The 18386-nt window shown below is 63.8% G+C and carries 21 protein-coding genes; 14 read left to right on the top strand and 7 right to left on the bottom strand.

Translation table 11 applies throughout. The features are described 5' to 3' along the window. The first annotated feature begins 113 nt into the window (after positions 1-113). A complete protein-coding gene (locus ACX1DW_RS01350) occupies positions 114-656 on the top strand; it encodes a hypothetical protein (RefSeq protein WP_458992581.1) in 543 nt (180 codons plus the stop codon). A 7-nt stretch (positions 657-663) separates the two neighbouring features. Here the strand turns inward: ACX1DW_RS01350 and ACX1DW_RS01345 are convergent, their stop codons facing one another. Further along, entirely contained in the window at positions 664-891 is a 228-nt protein-coding gene (locus ACX1DW_RS01345) for a DUF3820 family protein (RefSeq protein WP_102840028.1), read from the bottom strand. Between the two features lie 186 nt (positions 892-1077). Here ACX1DW_RS01345 and ACX1DW_RS01340 point away from each other — a divergent pair, with 186 nt between their 5' ends. Both ACX1DW_RS01340 and ACX1DW_RS01335 read left to right on the top strand, forming a co-directional pair. Next, positions 1078-1491, top strand: a complete 414-nt coding sequence (locus tag ACX1DW_RS01340) for an ankyrin repeat domain-containing protein (RefSeq protein WP_458992580.1) — start codon at positions 1078-1080, stop codon at positions 1489-1491. A 71-nt stretch (positions 1492-1562) separates the two neighbouring features. Next, positions 1563-1973, top strand: a complete 411-nt coding sequence (locus ACX1DW_RS01335; protein ID WP_458992579.1) for a YgaP family membrane protein — start codon at positions 1563-1565, stop codon at positions 1971-1973. Between the two features lie 5 nt (positions 1974-1978). On the opposite strand, the gene ACX1DW_RS01330 is transcribed toward ACX1DW_RS01335, so the two are convergent. Further along, the gene (locus ACX1DW_RS01330; protein ID WP_458992578.1) at positions 1979-3055 is read right to left on the bottom strand and encodes a diguanylate cyclase; all 1077 of its coding nucleotides are present in this window, start codon (positions 3053-3055) and stop codon (positions 1979-1981) included. 127 nt (positions 3056-3182) lie between these two features. Then, positions 3183-3653 carry a Cys-tRNA(Pro) deacylase gene (gene ybaK / locus ACX1DW_RS01325; RefSeq protein WP_063539728.1) on the bottom strand — a complete coding sequence of 157 codons (471 nt, stop codon included), beginning with the start codon at positions 3651-3653 and terminating at the stop codon, positions 3183-3185. A 71-nt stretch (positions 3654-3724) separates the two neighbouring features. On the opposite strand from ybaK, the gene glpD reads away from it, so the two are divergent. Further along, positions 3725-5269, top strand: a complete 1545-nt coding sequence (gene glpD / locus ACX1DW_RS01320; RefSeq protein ID WP_133456542.1) for a glycerol-3-phosphate dehydrogenase — start codon at positions 3725-3727, stop codon at positions 5267-5269. Between the two features lie 25 nt (positions 5270-5294). Here the strand turns inward: glpD and metE are convergent, their stop codons facing one another. Beyond that, on the bottom strand, positions 5295-7610 hold the full coding sequence (metE, locus tag ACX1DW_RS01315) for a 5-methyltetrahydropteroyltriglutamate--homocysteine S-methyltransferase (protein WP_458992577.1): 2316 nt from the start codon (positions 7608-7610) through the stop codon (positions 5295-5297). 161 nt (positions 7611-7771) lie between these two features. Here metE and ACX1DW_RS01310 point away from each other — a divergent pair, with 161 nt between their 5' ends. Together ACX1DW_RS01310 and metR are read left to right on the top strand one after the other, a co-directional pair. After that, a complete protein-coding gene (locus ACX1DW_RS01310; protein WP_458992576.1) occupies positions 7772-8362 on the top strand; it encodes an exopolysaccharide biosynthesis protein in 591 nt (196 codons plus the stop codon). Positions 8363-8516: 154 nt separating this feature from the next. After that, on the top strand, positions 8517-9443 hold the full coding sequence (metR, locus tag ACX1DW_RS01305; protein WP_063539724.1) for a transcriptional regulator MetR: 927 nt from the start codon (positions 8517-8519) through the stop codon (positions 9441-9443). Between the two features lie 10 nt (positions 9444-9453). On the opposite strand, the gene ACX1DW_RS01300 is transcribed toward metR, so the two are convergent. The 3 genes from ACX1DW_RS01300 to ACX1DW_RS01290 form a co-directional block, all read right to left on the bottom strand. After that, a complete protein-coding gene (locus ACX1DW_RS01300; RefSeq protein ID WP_102840020.1) occupies positions 9454-10425 on the bottom strand; it encodes an SDR family oxidoreductase in 972 nt (323 codons plus the stop codon). 84 nt (positions 10426-10509) lie between these two features. Beyond that, positions 10510-10965 (bottom strand): VOC family protein, encoded by a 456-nt coding sequence (locus tag ACX1DW_RS01295; RefSeq protein ID WP_102840019.1) that lies wholly within the window; start codon positions 10963-10965, stop codon positions 10510-10512. Positions 10966-11040: 75 nt separating this feature from the next. After that, complete coding sequence (locus ACX1DW_RS01290) at positions 11041-11676, bottom strand: LysE family translocator (RefSeq protein WP_458992575.1); 636 nt, start codon at positions 11674-11676, stop codon at positions 11041-11043. Between the two features lie 229 nt (positions 11677-11905). On the opposite strand from ACX1DW_RS01290, the gene ACX1DW_RS01285 reads away from it, so the two are divergent. From ACX1DW_RS01285 to ACX1DW_RS01250, 8 genes are all read left to right on the top strand, one after another. After that, on the top strand, positions 11906-12556 hold the full coding sequence (locus tag ACX1DW_RS01285; protein ID WP_458992574.1) for a helix-turn-helix transcriptional regulator: 651 nt from the start codon (positions 11906-11908) through the stop codon (positions 12554-12556). Further along, entirely contained in the window at positions 12553-12936 is a 384-nt protein-coding gene (csgE, locus tag ACX1DW_RS01280; protein WP_110776336.1) for a curli production assembly/transport protein CsgE, read from the top strand. The genes ACX1DW_RS01285 and csgE overlap by 4 nt, the downstream gene beginning before the upstream one ends. Beyond that, entirely contained in the window at positions 12933-13349 is a 417-nt protein-coding gene (locus tag ACX1DW_RS01275) for a curli assembly protein CsgF (protein ID WP_102840015.1), read from the top strand. The genes csgE and ACX1DW_RS01275 overlap by 4 nt, the downstream gene beginning before the upstream one ends. Positions 13350-13370: 21 nt before the next feature. Further along, the gene (locus ACX1DW_RS01270) at positions 13371-14201 is read left to right on the top strand and encodes a CsgG/HfaB family protein (protein WP_102840014.1); all 831 of its coding nucleotides are present in this window, start codon (positions 13371-13373) and stop codon (positions 14199-14201) included. A 263-nt stretch (positions 14202-14464) separates the two neighbouring features. Further along, a complete protein-coding gene (locus ACX1DW_RS01265) occupies positions 14465-14962 on the top strand; it encodes a curli production assembly protein CsgB (protein WP_458992573.1) in 498 nt (165 codons plus the stop codon). 46 nt (positions 14963-15008) lie between these two features. Continuing rightward, on the top strand, positions 15009-16295 hold the full coding sequence (locus tag ACX1DW_RS01260; RefSeq protein ID WP_133456537.1) for a hypothetical protein: 1287 nt from the start codon (positions 15009-15011) through the stop codon (positions 16293-16295). Between the two features lie 358 nt (positions 16296-16653). After that, entirely contained in the window at positions 16654-17469 is an 816-nt protein-coding gene (locus ACX1DW_RS01255; protein ID WP_014597264.1) for an outer membrane protein OmpK, read from the top strand. Positions 17470-17711: 242 nt separating this feature from the next. Continuing rightward, positions 17712-18383: a TetR/AcrR family transcriptional regulator gene (locus tag ACX1DW_RS01250; protein ID WP_125868081.1), complete on the top strand. Its 672-nt coding sequence runs from the start codon at positions 17712-17714 to the stop codon at positions 18381-18383. Positions 18384-18386: the final 3 nt, after the last annotated feature.

Raw genomic sequence — 18386 nt, 5'->3', positions numbered from 1 at the left:
AGCTTAGAACTGCTTTGCATATGCCGATCCCGACCGGCAGGGCCGAACCTCAACCAGCGCGCACAAGCGGACAAGGTTGGCTATCCTTTGTCACCCTTCTCTCAGGACCGCCCATGAAAGACCAACTCGCCGAGCTGATCACACTCATCAGCTCCGGTTGCATGACCGATGAAGAAATTGCCCGGATCGCTGACGAAGCTGCCCAGGCCTATGCCGACCCACAGGCATTCCTGCAGGCCAATCCGGACATCAACTATGACGACAGCTTCCCGATTCCACTGGGCGAATGGGTGGTAGTGGGCAGCCTGCCGGATACAGTGCTGTTCCAGGCGGACGACTATCAGGAACTGTTCGGCCGGATCGTCGCGTCCTTCGGCGAGAGCGTCAGTTTCGTGCTCAAGCCCAAGCAGCTCGCCAAGACCGAACCGCTGACCGCGCTGAACCGCATCCAGGTGCAGCTGAGCAGCCTCTACCCGGAGAAAGGCGGTTATGTGCTGGTGGACGTCAGCGAGCCGCTGGACGATGAACTGCAAGCGGTACTGGTGTACACCTGCGACGTGCCGCGGCTGATGGAACTGGCGGTGGAGGTCGGCGTCTATGCCGCGCCCGCGCTGGAAGCCCTGCGCGCCGAGGCCGAACAGCAAACCTCGCCCTGAGCCGTGGCTAACCGCGCCGCCCCTTGCCGCGGCGCAAAGGCTCAAGCAGCGCGGCAAGGCCGTTGTGGTCGATTTCGTGCATCAGCGCCAGCAGCTGGCCGAGACTGCCGGGCGGAAAGCCGACGCGGGCGAACCAGGCGAGGTAATGGCCGGGCAGGTCGGCAATCAGACGCCCCTTGTATTTGCCGTAAGGCATCGTCTGGGTCACCAATCGTTCAAGGTCTTCGGCTTTCATCGCATTCGGCAACGGCGGGCTGGAGCGCTCCATACTGCCACAGGCGCCGACGAAGGCTATGCCGACTTGCCATCGCCCGTGCCTATCCATGGGATAGAAAGGCTTGCCTGGCTCTCGCTCGCAAGCGAGCCAACAATCGCCTCCCGTCACGGCGAGGAAAGAAACGCGATGTAAGCACCGACACAGATGAACGAACTGGACGACGCCACGCTGGCCTTTGCCGAGCAGGTGCTCGACAGCGCGCGCAACGGCGACAGCTCCCGCCTGGACCAACTCCTGGGCCAGGGTATGCCACCGAACCTGCGCAACCACGCAGGCGACAGCCTGCTGATGCTCGCCAGCTACCACGGCCACCTCGCTGCCACTCGCGTGCTGCTCGAACATGGCGCCGATGTCGAAAGCCGCTGCGAAGACGGCAAGACCGCGCTGATGATGGCCGCCATGTTCAACCGCACCGCGATCGTCACGCACCTGCTCGCCCTGGGCGCCGATCCGCACGCTCGTGACGCCAGTGGCGCGACAGCGCTGACAGCGGCACGCCTGATGGGCGCTGTCGATACCGAGGCGATGCTGCGCTGCGACGAGGAGCAATCCGATTGAACGCCGCGCGCTGATCACCGCCCTAATGCGGAGAAGTCCTTCATGAACACGCCGCAGACAGGAGGTGAACCATGGCACTCCCCTCGACCGCCAACCGGGTCACAGAGCATACCGCCGAGCACGTCAATCAACAGATCAGGGAGCGCACCCAGCGCTCGGTGGAGTATCACCGGCAGCATCCGCAGCTTATTCAGCGCCGGCTACGCGAGCTCGATGCCGAATGGGACATCGAGCGCACGCTCGAAGCCAACGCGGCGACGCTCATCGTCACGGGCTCGGTGCTCGGCCTGACGCTCAGTCGTCGGTTTCTCGGCATTCCACTGGTGGTCGGCGGCTTCCTGCTGCAGCACGCCTTGCAGGGCTGGTGTCCGCCGTTACCGGTCTTCCGTCGCCTGGGCCTGCGCACGGCGGAGGAAATCCAGGAGGAACGCTCGGCGCTGAAGGACATCGCCAGCCAATCCGCGACAAGCCGGCAGGTCTGACCGGATCAGCTCACAGCGACGTCCTCGGCGCGCAGGGGTTTGGCCAGTGCGATGCGGTTGCGGCCAAGGCGTTTGGCTTCATACAACGCCTGGTCGGCAGCGCGCAGCCAGGCGACTGCGTCCTCCATGCGCGGGTCGACCTCGGCGATGCCGATGCTCAGGCTCGCGCTCAGCTTCGGCGCCAGCGGGACATCCAGACCGGCAATCTCCTCGCGTAACCGTTCGAGCGCCTCCCAGGCATCCTTCGCCCGAGCACCAGGCAGGACGACGCAGAATTCATCGCCCCCGTAGCGACCGGGCATGTCCTGGGTACGTAGGCTGCGCCGGATGCGGTAGCCGACCTGACGCAACAGCTCATCGCCGATGACATGTCCGTGCCGGTCGTTGACCTGCTTGAAGTGGTCCAGGTCGATCAACGCCAGGCTGGCAATGCCACCGGTAGCCTTGCAGTGGGAGAACTCCAACTGCAGCAGCTCGTTCCAGTAACCGCGATTGAACAGCCCGGTCAAGCTGTCGGTACGACTCATGCTGCGCAGTGCTCGCTTGTTCTCCCCTAACTGATAGGCCAAGCGGTATAGCACCATGCCGATGACCGCAGGGTGCAGGATCAGCATCGGCAGGCAAGCATACATCTGTACCTGGCTGGTATGCGGCGAGAAGCCGAATCCCAGCAGCAGCACCGAAAGTACCCCGCCCGTGGCCTGCGCCAGCAGGCCCTGCAGGAGGAACCGGGCGCCGCCGGTGGCGATGTTGTTCATCGCCAGCATCGACAGCAATACCGCGGATGGCAGCGTGTTGAACGCCATCGTGGCGATCCAGAACCCGCCCATCAATGAGTCGAAAAGGACGAAACGCCGTTCAGTGAGCGCCGCCGAGCGGGCGCGCCCGGACAGTCCCAGCGCCGCCATGGGCCAGACGAAGCAGAACGCGAAGAGCAATGCCCAGACCCAAATAGGCGTCTGCGCCTCACGCAGCACCGCAGCGACGCAAAGAAAGCCCATGGCCAGGCCAATGGCCCGGGGATAGAACGCCCTACGCGCGAAGGAAGCGCCCGCCCTCGGTAGCGGCACTGAAGAAGTCAAAACGGAACTCACTGGCGGCCCGGATAGGCGTTAAATATAGCCTGGTGCCATCACCGTGTGTGTTCAGCCCCCTGCGCAACAGTGCAGGTAACGCCATCTCGAGGGCATGCCGGTCGAATCAGGCCAGTCAGCTGCGTCCGATGGCCGCGAACAACCCGCCTGTATGCGCGGCCAGGACCTCCGGCGCAAGCTCCACTTCCAGCCCGCGACGGCCGGCGCTGACATAGATGCTCGCCTGCGCCTGTGCGGAGCTGTCGATAAAGGTGCGCAGGCGCTTCTTCTGCCCCAGCGGGCTGATGCCGCCCACCAGATAGCCGGTCGCCCGCTGCGCGGCCATGGGGTCGGCCATTTCCACCTTCTTCGCCCCGGCAGCCTGGGCCAGTGCCTTCAGATCCAGCGTGCCGGCCACCGGCACCACGGCCACCAGCAGCTCGTTCTTCTCAGTGCAGGCGAGCAGCGTCTTGAACACCTGCGCGGGCTCGAGCTCCAGTTTCTCGGCGGCCTCCAGACCATAGGAGGCGGACTTCGGGTCGTGCTCGTAACTGTGCACACGATGCTCGGCGCGGGCTTTTTTCAGTAGGTCGATGGCAGGTGTCATGGCTTTGTAGTGCGAATGATTGATGAATGGCGGTAACGTAACGAATCAAACGGTCGGTAGTCACAGCGCCCATGAATCATCCTCTTCTTGCACCGCTCGCGGAAGTCTACGACCTGGCAGTGGTAGGCGGTGGCATCAACGGCGCGGGAATTGCCGCGGACGCCGCCGGTCGTGGCCTGTCGGTCTTCCTCTGCGAGCAGGGCGACCTGGCCGAACACACGTCTTCGGCCAGCAGCAAGCTGATACATGGCGGGTTGCGCTACCTCGAGCATTACGAACTGCGTCTGGTGCGCGAGGCGCTGGCCGAGCGCGAGGTACTGCTGGCCAAGGCGCCACACATCATTCGGCCACTGCGCTTCGTGCTGCCCTACCGACCACACCTGCGCCCGTCCTGGATGATCCGCACCGGCCTGTTCCTCTACGACCACCTTGGCAAGCGCGAGAAGCTCGGCGCTTCGCACAGCGTGCGCTTCGGCGCCGACAGCCCACTGAAGCACGAGATCAGCCACGGCTTCGAATACGCCGACTGCTGGGTCGACGATGCCCGCCTGGTGGTGCTCAACGCCATGGCCGCCCGTGAGCACGGCGCGCATATCCACACCCGCACCCGCTGCGTCAGCGCACGCAGCAGCAAGGGGCTGTGGCACCTGCACCTGGAGCGCGACGACGGCAGCCGCTTTTCCATCCGGGCACGCGCCCTGGTGAACGCCACCGGCCCCTGGGTGGCGTCCTTCTTCGATGAACAGCTTCGCCAGCGCTCTCCGCACGGCATGCGTCTGATCCAGGGCAGCCACATCGTGGTGCCGAAGCTCTACGATGGAGACCATGCCTATATCCTGCAGAACGAGGATCGACGCATCGTCTTCGTCATTCCCTATCTCGGGCAGTTCAGCCTGATCGGCACCACCGATCAGGAGTATCACGGTGACCCGACCCGGGTGCAGATCGCCGACAGCGAGATCGATTACCTGCTGGACATCGTCAATGCGCACTTCACGCACCAGCTGGCCCGTGAAGACATCCGCCACAGCTACTCCGGCGTCCGCCCGCTGTGCGATGACGAGTCAGATCAACCATCGGCCATCACGCGCGACTACACCCTGACACTGAACAACGGCGGCAGCGATGCGCCCCTGCTCTCGGTGTTCGGCGGCAAGCTCACCACCTACCGCAAGCTCGCCGAAGCAGCCCTGGCCCAGCTGGCACCACTGTTTCCGGAAATGAAAGGCGCCTGGACCCGCGGAGCAACGCTGCCCGGCGGCGAACATTTCGATGATCCATCCACCCTGGCCCATGCCCTCTGCGCCAGCTACCCATGGCTCCCCGGCCCGGTCGCCCGCCGCTGGACGAACACTTACGGCACGCGCAGCTGGCTGCTGCTCAAGGGCACCGAGCGCATTCAGGATCTCGGCGAGTGCTTCGGCGCCGGGCTGTATGCCCGCGAGGTGGATTACCTGATCGTCGAGGAATGGGCGCTTACGGTTGACGACATTCTCTGGCGTCGAACCAAGCTCGGGCTGTTCCTGCAAGCCGCCGAAACTGCACGTCTGCAGCAGTACATGGACAGCCGGACCGCCGAACGCCTGACCACCTTCGAGCACGCCGCCCAGGGCTGACACGAGCCCCGGACAGCGCCATCGCTCAGGCGACCTTGGCGCTTCGCGCCGCGCGCAGCTGCCGGGCCGCTGCCACCATGTTGACCAGCGCCGCCTCGGTCTCAGGCCAGCCACGGGTCTTCAGCCCGCAGTCCGGGTTCACCCAGAGTCGTTCGGCCGGAATGCACTCGGCGGCCTTCTCCAGGAGCTGCACCATTTCGGCGGTATCCGGCACGCGCGGCGAGTGGATGTCGTAGACCCCCGGGCCGATGTCATTCGGATAGTCGAAGGCACGGAACGCTTCGAGCAGCTCCATCTGCGAACGCGAGGTCTCGATGGTGATGACGTCGGCATCCATCGCCGCGATGGACTCGATCACGTCGTTGAATTCGCTGTAGCACATATGCGTGTGGATCTGCGTCTCGTCGCGCACCCCGCTGGCGCACAGGCGGAACGCCTCCACCGCCCAGTCCAGGTAGTGCCGCCACTGCTCGCGGCGCAGCGGCAGGCCTTCGCGGAACGCCGCCTCGTCGATCTGGATGATACGGATGCCAGCAGCCTCCAGGTCGCAGACCTCGTCGCGAATGGCCAGCGCCAACTGTCGCGCCTGCACCTCGCGCGGCACGTCCTCGCGGGCGAACGACCACATCAGCATGGTCACCGGACCGGTGAGCATGCCTTTCATGATCCTGTCCGTCTGCTGCTGGGCATACCGGATCCAGTCCACGGTCATCGGTCGCGGACGGCTCAGATCGCCATAGATGATCGCCGGTTTGACGCAGCGAGAGCCGTAGCTCTGCACCCAGCCAAATCGGGTAAAGACGTAGCCTTCGAGCTGTTCGGCGAAGTACTCCACCATGTCGTTGCGCTCCGCCTCGCCATGCACCAGCACATCCAGGCCGATCTGCTCCTGCACCGCCACCGCATGGCGGATTTCGGCCTGCATCGCCTCGGTGTAGTCACCGAGCGACAACCTGCCCTGCTTGTAAGCCTGCCGCGCCAGGCGGATCGCCGGCGTCTGCGGGAACGAACCGATAGTCGTGGTAGGGAATGCCGGCAGCTGCAGCCGCGCGCGCTGCAGCTCGATGCGCGTGGCGAACACCGACGTGCGCCGACTGTCCTTGGCCTCGATGGCGGCCAGACGTGCCTGTACCGCCGGCTTGTGGATGCGCGGCGACTGCGCGCGGGCCGCCTGGACTGCGCGGCTGCGGGAGAGCGCAGCCTGCACCTCGGCGTCCTGCGGATCATCGATGGCCCGGGCGAGCGTGGCGACTTCCGAGCACTTCTGCACCGCAAAGGCGAGCCAGCTCTTCACTTCCTCGTCCAGCCTGTCCTCGCGCTCGAGGTCGACGGGGCTGTGCAGCAGCGAACAGGACGGCGCCAGCCACAGGCGCTCGCCCAGGCGTTCGGCCGCATGCCGTGCCACTTCCAGCGCCTTGTCCAGATCACAGCGCCAGACGTTGCGCCCGTTGACCAGCCCCAGGGACAGCACCTTGTAGGCCGGCAGGCGATCGAGAATCACCGGATACTGCTCCGGCGCGCGCACCAGGTCGATGTGCAGGCCGTCCACCGGCAGGGTTGCAGCCAGACCGAGATTGTCTTCCAGACCGCCGAAGTAGGTGGCGACCAGCTTCTTCAGCGGCGCCCGCTGCAACAGGTTGTAGGCGCGTTCGAACGCATTCTTCCAGTCCTGCGGCAGGTCCAGCGCCAGAATCGGCTCGTCGATCTGCACCCACTCGACTCCCTGCGCCGCCAGCCGATCCAGCACCTCGCCGTAAACCGGCAACAGCCTGTCCAGCAACTCCAGCTTGTCGAAGGCCTGGGTCTGATCCGCCTCGCCCTTGAGCTTGCCGAGCCAGAGATAGCTCAGCGGGCCGATCAGCACCGGCTTGATGGCATGCCCCAGCGCCTTGGCCTCTTCGACCTCTTCGAAGAGCTGCGACCAGGACAGCTCGAACTGCTGGTCGACGCTGAACTCCGGGACCAGATAGTGGTAGTTGGTATCGAACCACTTGGTCATTTCCTGAGCCTGGGCACCACCGCAGCAACTCCTGGCCACGCCGCGCGCCATGGCGAACAAGGTGTCCAGCGTCGCCTGGCCCTCGGCCGGACGGAATCGCTGCGGGATGACACCGAACATCAAGGAATGACTCAGCACCTGGTCGTACCAGGCGAAGTCGCCCACCGGCAGCAACTCGATGCCGGCGTCGAGCTGGGCCTGCCAATGGCGCGCCCGCAGCTGGCGACCGACCTGACGCAGGCCCTGCTCGTCCAGCTCGCCTTTCCAGTACGCCTCGAGGGCCTTTTTCAGTTCGCGATCCGCACCGATGCGTGGAAAGCCAAGGTTATGCGCTACAGCCATTACTCACTCCGAAATGTCGTTCTGCATGAATGCGAGGATTGTCCGCGGGCCAATCCAATGAAACAAACTCACGTAATTACATTTCAAAGTAAAAAATATTCATGTTGGAGCATTTGGCGCACCCGGGGCTCTAAATCAGAACCCAACCTGAAGGCGCCCTCATGAATTCCGAAACACCACCGCAGAACCTCGAGCGCTTGCTGGAGCGCCTCGAGCAGGCCGGGGAGCCGGGTGAGCCGGTAAGCATCGAGAGCATGCTGCAGGCGACTGACGAGCGCAGCTTCGGTGCGCTGTTGCTGGTGCCGGGCCTGCTGGTGCTGTCGCCGCTATCGGGCATTCCGGGCTTGCCCAGTGTCTTCGCGGTGATGGTGTCGCTGATCGCCGTGCAACTGCTGTTCGGTCGCGAGCGCTTCTGGCTTCCCAGATGGCTGCTCAAGCGCAGCGCTTCGCGCAGCAAGTACGACAAGGCCATCGGCTTTCTCCAACATATCTCGGGATACATCGACCGGCTGCTGCGGCGCCGGCTGACCTTCCTCACCAACGGTATCGCGACGCGGCTGAACGCCGTGCTCTGCCTGGCGATTGCCGCCACCATGCCGCCCTTGGAGCTGATCCCGTTCGGCAACTCCATCGCCGGCGCCGGGCTCAGCGTCCTGGGCCTGGGCATGATGGCGCGTGACGGCGCGATGATCATTGCCGCACTGCTGTTCTTCTTCGGCCTGGCCTACATGGTGTCCCGGCTCTGGATGTAAGCCGGCCGTCACGTCCAATAGCGGCCTCTCGACAGCATGGAGGCGCTGCGACACACTTGCGAAGGATGAGCCTTGCTCATCTTCACCCTCTTTCCGGGATTCGGCCGCCTTTTGCTCGGCGCGGTTCCGATCCCGCTTTGCAAGGTAGTTCGGCATGCTCGAAATTCGCCACCTGAAGACGCTTCATGCACTGCGGGAAACCGACAGTCTCGTCGAAGCCGCCGAGCGCCTGCACCTGACCCAGTCGGCGCTCTCCCACCAGTTCAAGGAACTGGAAGAACGCCTCGGCCTGCAGCTGTTCGTGCGCAAGACCCGCCCGGTGCGCTTCACCAGCGCCGGGCTGCGCCTGCTGCAACTGGCCGACCTGATGCTGCCGCAGCTGCGCAGCGCCGAGCGCGACCTTGCCCGCCTCGCCGGCGGCACGGCCGGCCGCCTGCACATGGCCATCGAATGTCACAGCTGCTTCCAGTGGCTGATGCCGACCATCGACCAGTTCCGAGACGCCTGGCCCGAAGTGGAGCTGGACCTGGCGTCCGGATTCTCCTTCGCGCCGCTGCCAGCCCTGGCTCGCGGCGATCTCGACCTGGTGGTGACCTCCGACCCGCTGGAGCTGCCGGGCATCACCTATGTGCCGCTATTCACCTACGAGGCGCTGCTGGCCGTGGCCAACCAGCACCCGCTGGCCGCGCGACCCTACGTGCGCCCCGAGGATCTGGCCAGCGAGACGCTGATCACCTATCCGGTCGAACGGGATCGCCTGGACATCTTCACCCGCTTCCTCGAGCCGGCCGATATCGAACCCGCGCAGGTGCGCACCTCGGAACTCACCGTGATGATGATGCAGCTGGTCGCATCGGGGCGCGGCGTTTGCTGCCTGCCGAACTGGGCACTTCACGAGTACAGCTCGCGTGGCTACGTGACCGCCAAGCGGCTCGGCGACAAGGGCCTGTTCGCCACGCTTTACGCCGGCATTCGCGCAGACATGCTCGATTCGCCATTCATGCGCGACTTCCTGCTGACGGCCAAGGACACCTCCTTCGCCACCCTCGAAGGTGTCAGCGCAGCGCCGAAAACCCGCTGAACCGCCCTCCTCAACGTCGCCGCCCAAGGCACAGGCAGAGCCCGAGGACGCCGGCGGCGACGCCTCCGATCAGCAGCCAGCGCTTGCCGTCTTCCTCCGAACGCCAACCGCCGTCGATACGCCGCTGACCGAGGGCGGGATGGAACAGGTTGCCCGATGAGGTCGGCACCCGCCTCGCCCGCCCGAGCGCAAACCCCGTCAGCAGCCCGTTGATCCGATCGAAACCCGGCGTTAGGAAATGCGCCAACCGCAACAGCGTCGCGGTAGCCCCCACCGACGTGGTATGTCGCGGATGCCGCGCCAGGCTGACCATGGCGTTGGCCACATGGCGCGGATCGAGCAGCGGTGGCGGCGGCTGCAGCGAACGCCCGGCATAGTTGCCGCCGTCGCGGAAACCCGGCGTATCGACGACGCCTGGATAGACGTCGCAGATGTGAATGTTCGGCCACGCCGCGAGCTCGCCACGCAGCGCATGGGACAGGCCGCGCAAGCCGAACTTGCTGGCCGAATAAGCAGCCGCGAATGGCTGCGGCACCCAGCTACCCACCGACAATGTATTGATCAACACGCCGCGCTGCTGCTGCTTGAAGTACGGCAGCACCGCATGCGCGCCGCGCAGATAGCCGAGCAGGTCGGTTTGTACCACCTGCTCGTGGGCCTGCAGCGGCGTTTCGTCGAACGCGCCCACGGCGCCGATGCCGGCATTGTTGATCCAGACGTCGATCCGGCCCTGGCCGAATGCTGCGGCGGCGCTCGCCAGCGCCTCGACCTCGTCGCTGTGGGTCACGTCGGTGGGCACGGTCAGCACGTCGGAGCCCAACGCCCGGCACTCATCCGCCGTTTCCGTCAGGGCCTGCTCGTCGCGTGCGGCGAGCACCAGCCTAGCGCCCTGGCGGGCGAATGCCTGGGCCGCGGCGCGGCCGATACCGCTAGAGGCACCGGTCAATACCACCAGGGCGCCGTCGAGATTTCCGTGGGTCATGCTCGTGCTCCGCAATCTGCTGTCGTCCCCTAGCTGACAGCAACGACGAGCCGAACATTCCCGCCAATGGTCGGTACAGTCTGTTCAGGCCTGGGCGACGGTACCGGCGGCTTCATCCGCCCAGGGATCGTAGGTGCCGAAGCTCCACAGATGCCCTTCCGGGTCGTGGCAGGTAAAGCCACGGCCGCCGTAATCCTCATCCTTGAGCTCGATGGCGATCTGCGCCCCGGCAGCCTTGGCCTGCGCATAGAGCGCGTCGGCGCTGTTGACGATCACATAGATGCCCTGGGTAGACGCTCCGCCGATCTCATCGGGTTGGCGCAGCTGCCGTCCGTATTCGGAATCAACCACCGGGGCGACCATCACCATGCCATTGCCAAAGGCGAGCTGCGCGTGGGTGATGCCGATCAGCTCGTCTTTGTACAGGCGTCGGCATTCGAAACCGAAGGCTCGACACAGCCAATCGATGGCGGCGGCCACGTCGCGATAGCGCAGACAGGGGATCAGGGTGGCCGATGTGTTCTTGCTCTGTGGTGACATAAGCAGCTCCCGTCATGGGCTGCCGTTTGGCAACCCTCACCTTGTTGAGAGCGACACAGAGCCGATCAATTCCCGTCAGAGCCGCTCGGCCAGGCCCAGGCGGATGCCCAGGGCAATCAGGATCGAACCCAGCGTGCGGTCGATCCACTGGCTCATGACTGGGTTGTTGCGCAGCGCCGTTGTGGCGCGCGCAGCCAGAAACACCAGCGCGACCTCGACGATGATCGCCACCACGACCACCAGCACGCCGAGCACGAGCAACTGCAGCGGCACGGAACCGTGGTCCGGACGAACGAACTGTGGCAGGAACGCCATGAAGAAGATCGCCGCCTTCGGATTCAGCAGATCGACCAGTACGCCCTGCCGATACGCCTTCCAGGCAGATGCGCGCGGAGCGCCATTGAACGCCAGCGCGGTTCCGCCGCCCGCCGAACGCAGCGCCTGAAAACCGAGATAGAGCAGATAGGCGGCACCGACGTACTTCACGACGGTGAAAGCGAGCGCCGAGGTGGCGAGGATCGCCGAGATACCCAGCGCCGCAAATGCCACATGCACCAGCGCCCCGCTGCACACGCCGCACGCCGACACGACGCCGATGCGGCGACCGCCACTCAGGGTTCGCGACAGCACATAGAGCAGGTCTGGCCCTGGCGACAGATTCAACGCCAGCGCCGCAGAAAAGAACACCAGCCAGAAGACAGGATCACCCATCGCAAACCTCCGTTCGATGTGCGCCGGGATGTCGAGCTGCGCACCGGATGACTGTAAGAGCTGTGCGCCATTCCTGCCAGCGCATTGATCAGGATGCAGCTCGTCGGTAAACCGACACATTTTTTAACGGCCGACTTTTTTTTGTCGCAAAGCTGAACTACTTTGAGAAGCGCGCCACAAATAAGGCGCTATCAGGGATCTCCTTCAACATTCAGCAAAGGACATGCGAATGAAAGACGATGCCGTGCCGGCCATTCAGGCCGCTCGCTCCTGCGTACTGCTTCTTTCCACCAGCGATCTGCTCGACGGTGCGCTGCGCCAGCACCTTCAGGACTTCCCCGGCTGCACCCTCCGTCATGTACGCGCGCCCGTGACCGATTCGTCCGATATCTCGCTGATGCTGCTCGATGTGACCAGCTACAACCGCGACGAATGCCTACGGCTGCTGCGCCAGTTCGGCGACGTGCCGGTCGCGCTGATCAATGCCCAGCCCGATCAGGCCCGCCAGCTGATCGAAACCCACCCCTGGATTCGCGGCGTTTTCTATCGGGCGACGCCACGGAGCATCTTCGTGCGTGGCATCGAAACGATGCTGGCCGGCGGTGACTGGCTGCCCAGAGAGCTAATGGAAAAGCTGCTGTATCGCTACCGGCAGCTCAGCAGTACCAGCCAGGCCATCGACGAACTGACCCTGCGCGAAAAGCAGATTCTCGCGCTGGCCGGCCAGGGACTTTCCAACGCCGCGATCGGTGAAAGGCTGCACCTGAGCATCCACACCATCAAGAGCCACGTGCACAACGCCCTGCGCAAGCTTGGCGCCAGCAACCGCGCACAGGGCGCCTCGCTGGTACTGGCACATGTCGGCGAGGCGGCGTCGTGAAACGCGCCGGCGCATGGCTCCTTCTGCTGCTGGCGATGGCGGCTCGCGCCGACGAGGCCGAGCTGCAGGGATTCATCACCGACAACACGATTTCCCGATCCGGTCACGAGTTCTACGTGCGGTTCTGCGAGCGGCTGAACGACATCAGCCAGCTCGATTTCAACCTCGCGGTGAAGGAGCGCCCCTCGGCACGCTGGGGGGTTCTGGTATGGGTCGAGCACGAGAACCAGACGCTGTATCGCCGGTTCCTGCAACCCAATGTCGCCGACATGAAGGAGACCGCCTACGAGGCAGCCGACTTCGTGGTGCAGGAGATCAATCGGCGAAAGATCGAAGCGCTGTTCGAAGACAACATAGACATGGCCAAGGACGAGTTATGAAACAGCACACCTACACATCGCTCGGCACGCTGTTCGGCAGCCTGCTGCTCTGCGCCGCCGCCAACGCCACGGAGCTGGTTTACACACCGATCAACCCATCCTTCGGCGGAAGCCCGCTCAATGGCGCCTGGCTGCTCGGCAATGCCCAGGCCCAGAACAGCAAGAAGGACCCTGATGCCCTCGACCGCTCCTCCCTGCTGGAGAACCAGTCCGCCCTGGATCGCTTCACCAGTCAACTGGAATCGCGCCTGTTGGGCGATCTGCTCAGTGGCGTAAGCGACGGCAAGACCGGCACCGTCACTACCGACGACTTCATCGTGCGCGTCTACAACGGTGATGCCGGCATGCTGATCGTCGAGATTACCGACCGACTCACCGGAGAAATGTCCGAAATCATCGTCGGACAGAACTGACCCCAAGGAGAAACAAAGGCCATGAGAAGCCTATTCGTAGCCATAGGGATGATGGCTGTACTGCAGGGTTGCGCCGTACGCGAGCCCATGTCTGCCGATCAGCAACCCCCAACCCTTACCCCTCGTACTTCCACCTACCAGGATCTGCTGGCGCTACCGCGACCGAAAGGTCCACTGGTCGCAGCGGTGTACGGCTTCCGCGATCAGACTGGCCAGTACAAGCCAACGCCGGCCAGCTCGTTCTCCACCGCGGTGACCCAGGGTGCCGCCAGCATGCTGGTCGACGCCATGCAGGCCAGCGGCTGGTTCGTGGTGCTCGAACGCGAGGGCCTGCAGAACGTACTGACCGAGCGCAAGATCATCCGGGCCTCCCAGGCCAAGCCGGACGTGGCGCCGAACATCCAGTCCGAACTGCCCTCGCTGCTGGCCGCCAACATCATCATGGAGGGCGCGATCGTCGCCTATGAAACCAACGTGCGCAGCGGCGGCCAGGGCGCCCGCTACCTGGGTATCGGCCTGTCGCAGGAGTACCGCGTCGATCAGGTCACGGTGAACCTGCGTGCCATCGACGTGCGTAGTGGCCGCGTGCTGTCGAACGTGATGACCACCAAGACGATCTTCTCCGTGGGTCGCAGCGCCAACGTCTACAAGTTCATCGAGTTCAAGGAGCTGCTGGAAGCCGAGGCGGGTTACACCACCAACGAGCCGGCGCAGCTGTGCGTGCTGTCCGCCATCGAGGCGGCTGTCGCTCATCTGATCGCCCAGGGTGTCGATCGACGCCTCTGGCAGACCGCCGAAGGCAGCGGCAGCGAGCATCCGGAACTGAGCAAATACCTGAGCAAACTGGACTGAGGCAGACCTGCGGCGCAACGCCAACGGAACCTCCATCCACCATCAAGACGAGGACGATCCTCCCCGCGACACGCCACACGGCGTTCGTCCGGGAGGCTCGTCCTCGCGCGCTTGAGAGCAAGGCAGACTGCAACCTGCAACTGAACGTCGTTCGCCACCCGTTATGCACCGAATCGCTGCATTTTCAATCATTGGATGGATGGGCAACGCCTCGATTCAGGGCAAATATGTTTCCCATCGGAGCCCAACCAGGATTGGATGCCATGACACGCTCGCAACGGATTGCGCATGACCTGCTGCTGCCTGCCCTTCTGCTGTTGCTGACCGCAAACAGCTTAGCCGACACCCCTAATCCAGTAGACCTCGCCCCCAGCGAGCTCTATCGCGTGAACACCGATCTTGGCCCCAGCCCGGCTGCTATCAGCGCATCAGGTGCGCTGGCGTTCGTCCAGCAGACCGGCCAGGGCATGACCGGCCACATCGGGCAAACGGGCGCCGAACTGGAGGCCTACATCATCCAGAGCGGCTACGCCAACAGCGCCAGCATCGAGCAGATCGGGCTCGACAACGCCGCCCTGATCAGCCAGGACGGCTTCGGCAACGAGGCGCGCATCGACCAGTACGGCTCGGACAACCGGGCCAGCATCGCACAGCAAGGCACGAGCAATCGCGCCCTCATCGAGCAGACCGGCAGCGGGCACAGCAGCAACGTGAGCCAGAGCGGCCGGAATCTGACGGTAGTGGTTCGCCAGTACCGCTAATCCCAAGGAAATACCGCTGTACTTAAAACATCCATGGAGAGACAAAATGTTTAAGTTCAAACCCCTTGTTGCAGCCATTCTGACGGTCGCCACTGCCCAGGCCTTCGCCGCCGAAAACACTTCGGAGCAGAACCAGCTCGGCATCAACAACAATGCGGAAGTGCTGCAAAGCGGCGGAGCGGGCAATCTGGCCACGCAGAACCAGAGCGGCTTTGCCAACGATGCGCTGGCCGAGCAGAGCAGCGCGTACGACAGCACCATCAAGCAGACCCAGGCTGGCAACTACAACAACGCCGAAGCGCAGCAGAACGGCACGCTGATGAGCGGTGCGACACAGGATCAGCGCGGCTGGGGCAATGATGCGCTGGTCGAGCAGACCGGCACCTACAAGACTGGCGCCACGCAGAATCAGAACGGCATCGGCAACTCCGCCGAAACCTTCCAGTCCGGCACCTACATGGTCAACGCCACCACCAACCAGGACGGCAAGCACAACTACGCCCTGATCACCCAGGCCGCCAGCACTGGTAGCCAGGCCGTGGTGGACCAGAACGGCGACCTGAACAACGCCAGCGTCACCCAGTTCCTCAGTAACCACGACCGCGCGAGCATCGACCAGAACGGCGTCGATAATGACGCTCATGTCACTCAGCTCGCCAGCAGCGGCTCCATCGCCGAGGTCGAGCAGTTCGGCTGGCGCAACGACGCGATGGTTTCGCAGACTGGCCTGCAGCACGAGGCCTATGTCATGTCCAATGGCAGCTACAACAAGGTCGACGTGGATCAGAGCGGTAACGCGCAGAACGCCTTCGTCACGCAGCATGGCGTCGGCAACGACTCCAGCATCGTGCAGACCAATGGCTGGCTGGGCGGCAACAACACCGCCACCACCGAGCAGAGCGGCATCGGCAACGAGGCCGACATCTACCAGGACGGCCGCAACCAGACCGCCAAGACCATCCAGGAAGGTGGCTACAACGTCGCCTCCGTGGAACAGCAGGGCCGCGGCAACGACCTGCACTTCCACCAGGACGGCACCGGCAATGAGCTCAACGCCGTGCAAAATGGGCGCGACAACGAGATCGTCGGCGTCAGCTACGGCTGGGGCAACAGCGCCGATATCGAGCAGAACGGTCGCGACAACCTGGCCACCGTACGCCAGGAAGGCACGTTCAACGACGTGATGCTGAGCCAGAGCGGCACCGATCATCTGATCAAGGTGACCCAGCACGGCTTCGGCAACGATGCCATCGCCAGCCAGGCCGGCTACGGCAACGCCGCCTACATCAATCAGAACGGCTGGAACAACACCGCGGTTGTTACCCAGCACTGAGCACGCCCCCGCTCCACGACTGCCGGCCCTGTGCCGGCAGTCGTGCATCTACTCCCTCGCAACATCGCCGCTCGGCGCACCGTTTCGGTGGCATGGCTGGCCAGCGGCCAGCCACTTCGCCCCAAACTGAAGCAAGCTGACGCATCGGTCAGATCACAATCACCCATGCTGAGCTCGGCAGCCCGCTTCTGGCGGCTCGAAAAAAACCTGATCCCTAAATTAACCACTTTAAAATCAGCAACTTAACCCAACACTACAAGCATCTTTCCGGATTGGCGCGACGCTTGCTAAAGGACCAAAGCCTGACCGCTTGGACAACTTACAAGCTCACTCAAATGCCAATACGGAGACACACTCAATGAAGCGCAGCCTGACTACCGCAGCCCTCGCGGCCGGGTTCATCCTCAGCAGCCAAGCCATGGCGGGCCCCATGCTCTGGCAGAACAACAGCCTCACCTACCTGTACGGCAAGGACTTCAAAGTAGATGCCGGCGAGATTCAGCAGACCATCACCTTCGAACATGCCAGCGGCTGGACCTGGGGGGACATGTTCCTGTTCGTCGACAACAAGTGGTACAACGGGCTTTCAGGCAGCGATGGCCACACCTACTACGGTGAGTTCAGCCCGCGCCTGTCGCTGGGCAAGATCAGCGGCGCCGACCTGTCCTTCGGACCGGTCAAGGATGTGCTGATCTCCGCGACCTACGAGCGCGGTGAAAGCCAGGACGACGGCACGCCCAACCAGAATTACCTGCTCGGCCCGGCGGTAGACCTGGCCATCCCCGGCTTCGATCGCTTCGCGCTGAACACCTACTACCGCAAGCCCGACGGCACCACCGGCAAGCCGAGCGGCCAGTGGCAAATCACGCCGACCTGGGCCATGACCTTCCCGGTGGGCAAGTCGGACATTCTCTTCGACGGCTATATCGACTGGGTCGTCAACGACAAGAAGAACGGCAACACCGAGCTGAAGAAGAACTTCCACTTCAACCCGCAGATCAAGTACGACCTCGGCAAAGCGCTGGACTACACCCCCGGCAAACTCTATGTCGGTATCGAATACGACTACTGGTCGAACAAGTACGGCATCGAAGACGGCGGTTTCGTCAGCAAGAACTTCGTGGGCCCGACCGATCAGAACACCTTCAGCGCCATCGTCAAAGCGCATTTCTGATGCACTCGCCGCCCGAACGCCGGGCGGCGCCTTGTCGTTTCAGTCCGCTGTTCATTCAGACAAGCGCAACGGCTGATAGCGCAACGAAACTCGTGCAGAATCAGCCCAGTCAGCTCACCACGGCCTCACCCCGGTGGGCCTGGACCGCAGGGTGGGCTTCAGCCCACCAAACCGGTAACGGCCGCCAGCTGGGCTGACGCTCAAACCGGCCCGACTGCCCCGCGCGCTCACGGATAGGGAACATGAACAAGAACAACGCACCGCAGCCCCTCTACAACGCCCAAGGCAAACCTGCCGGCCGCATTCGCCAGAAGAACGAGGAAACCATCCTCGCCGCGGCTGCCGAGGAGTTCGCCCGCTACGGCTTCAAGGGCACCAGCATGAACGCCATCGCCAGCCGCGCCGGGCTGCCCAAGGCCAACGTGCACTACTATTTCAACAGCAAGCTGGGGCTGTACGTGGAAGTCATGCGGCACATCCTCGAGCTCTGGGATACGGCCTTCGACGACCTCACCGTCGACGACGACCCGGCCACCGCCCTGGCCGAGTACATCCGCATCAAGATGGAATTCTCGCGGCGCCATCCCGAGGCCTCGAAGATCTTCGCCATGGAAGTCATCAGCGGCTGCGAGTGCCTTTCCGAACATTTCAACCAGGATTACCGCAACTGGTTCCGGGGCCGCGCTGCCGTATTCGATGCCTGGATCGCCGCCGGCAAGATGGACCCGGTCGACCCCATGCACCTTATCTTCCTGATCTGGGCCGGCACCCAGCACTACGCCGACTTCTCCGACCAGATCCGCCGCATCAACGGCAAGCGCATGACCCGCGCGGACTTCGCCCACGCCAGCGACAACCTGATCGCCATCATCCTCAAGGGCTGCGGGCTCAAGCCACCGGCAGCGGAGCGCTGAACG

This window comes from Stutzerimonas sp. KH-1 (assembly GCF_054483855.1).
This window is presented reverse-complemented; position numbering and strand designations above follow the sequence as displayed.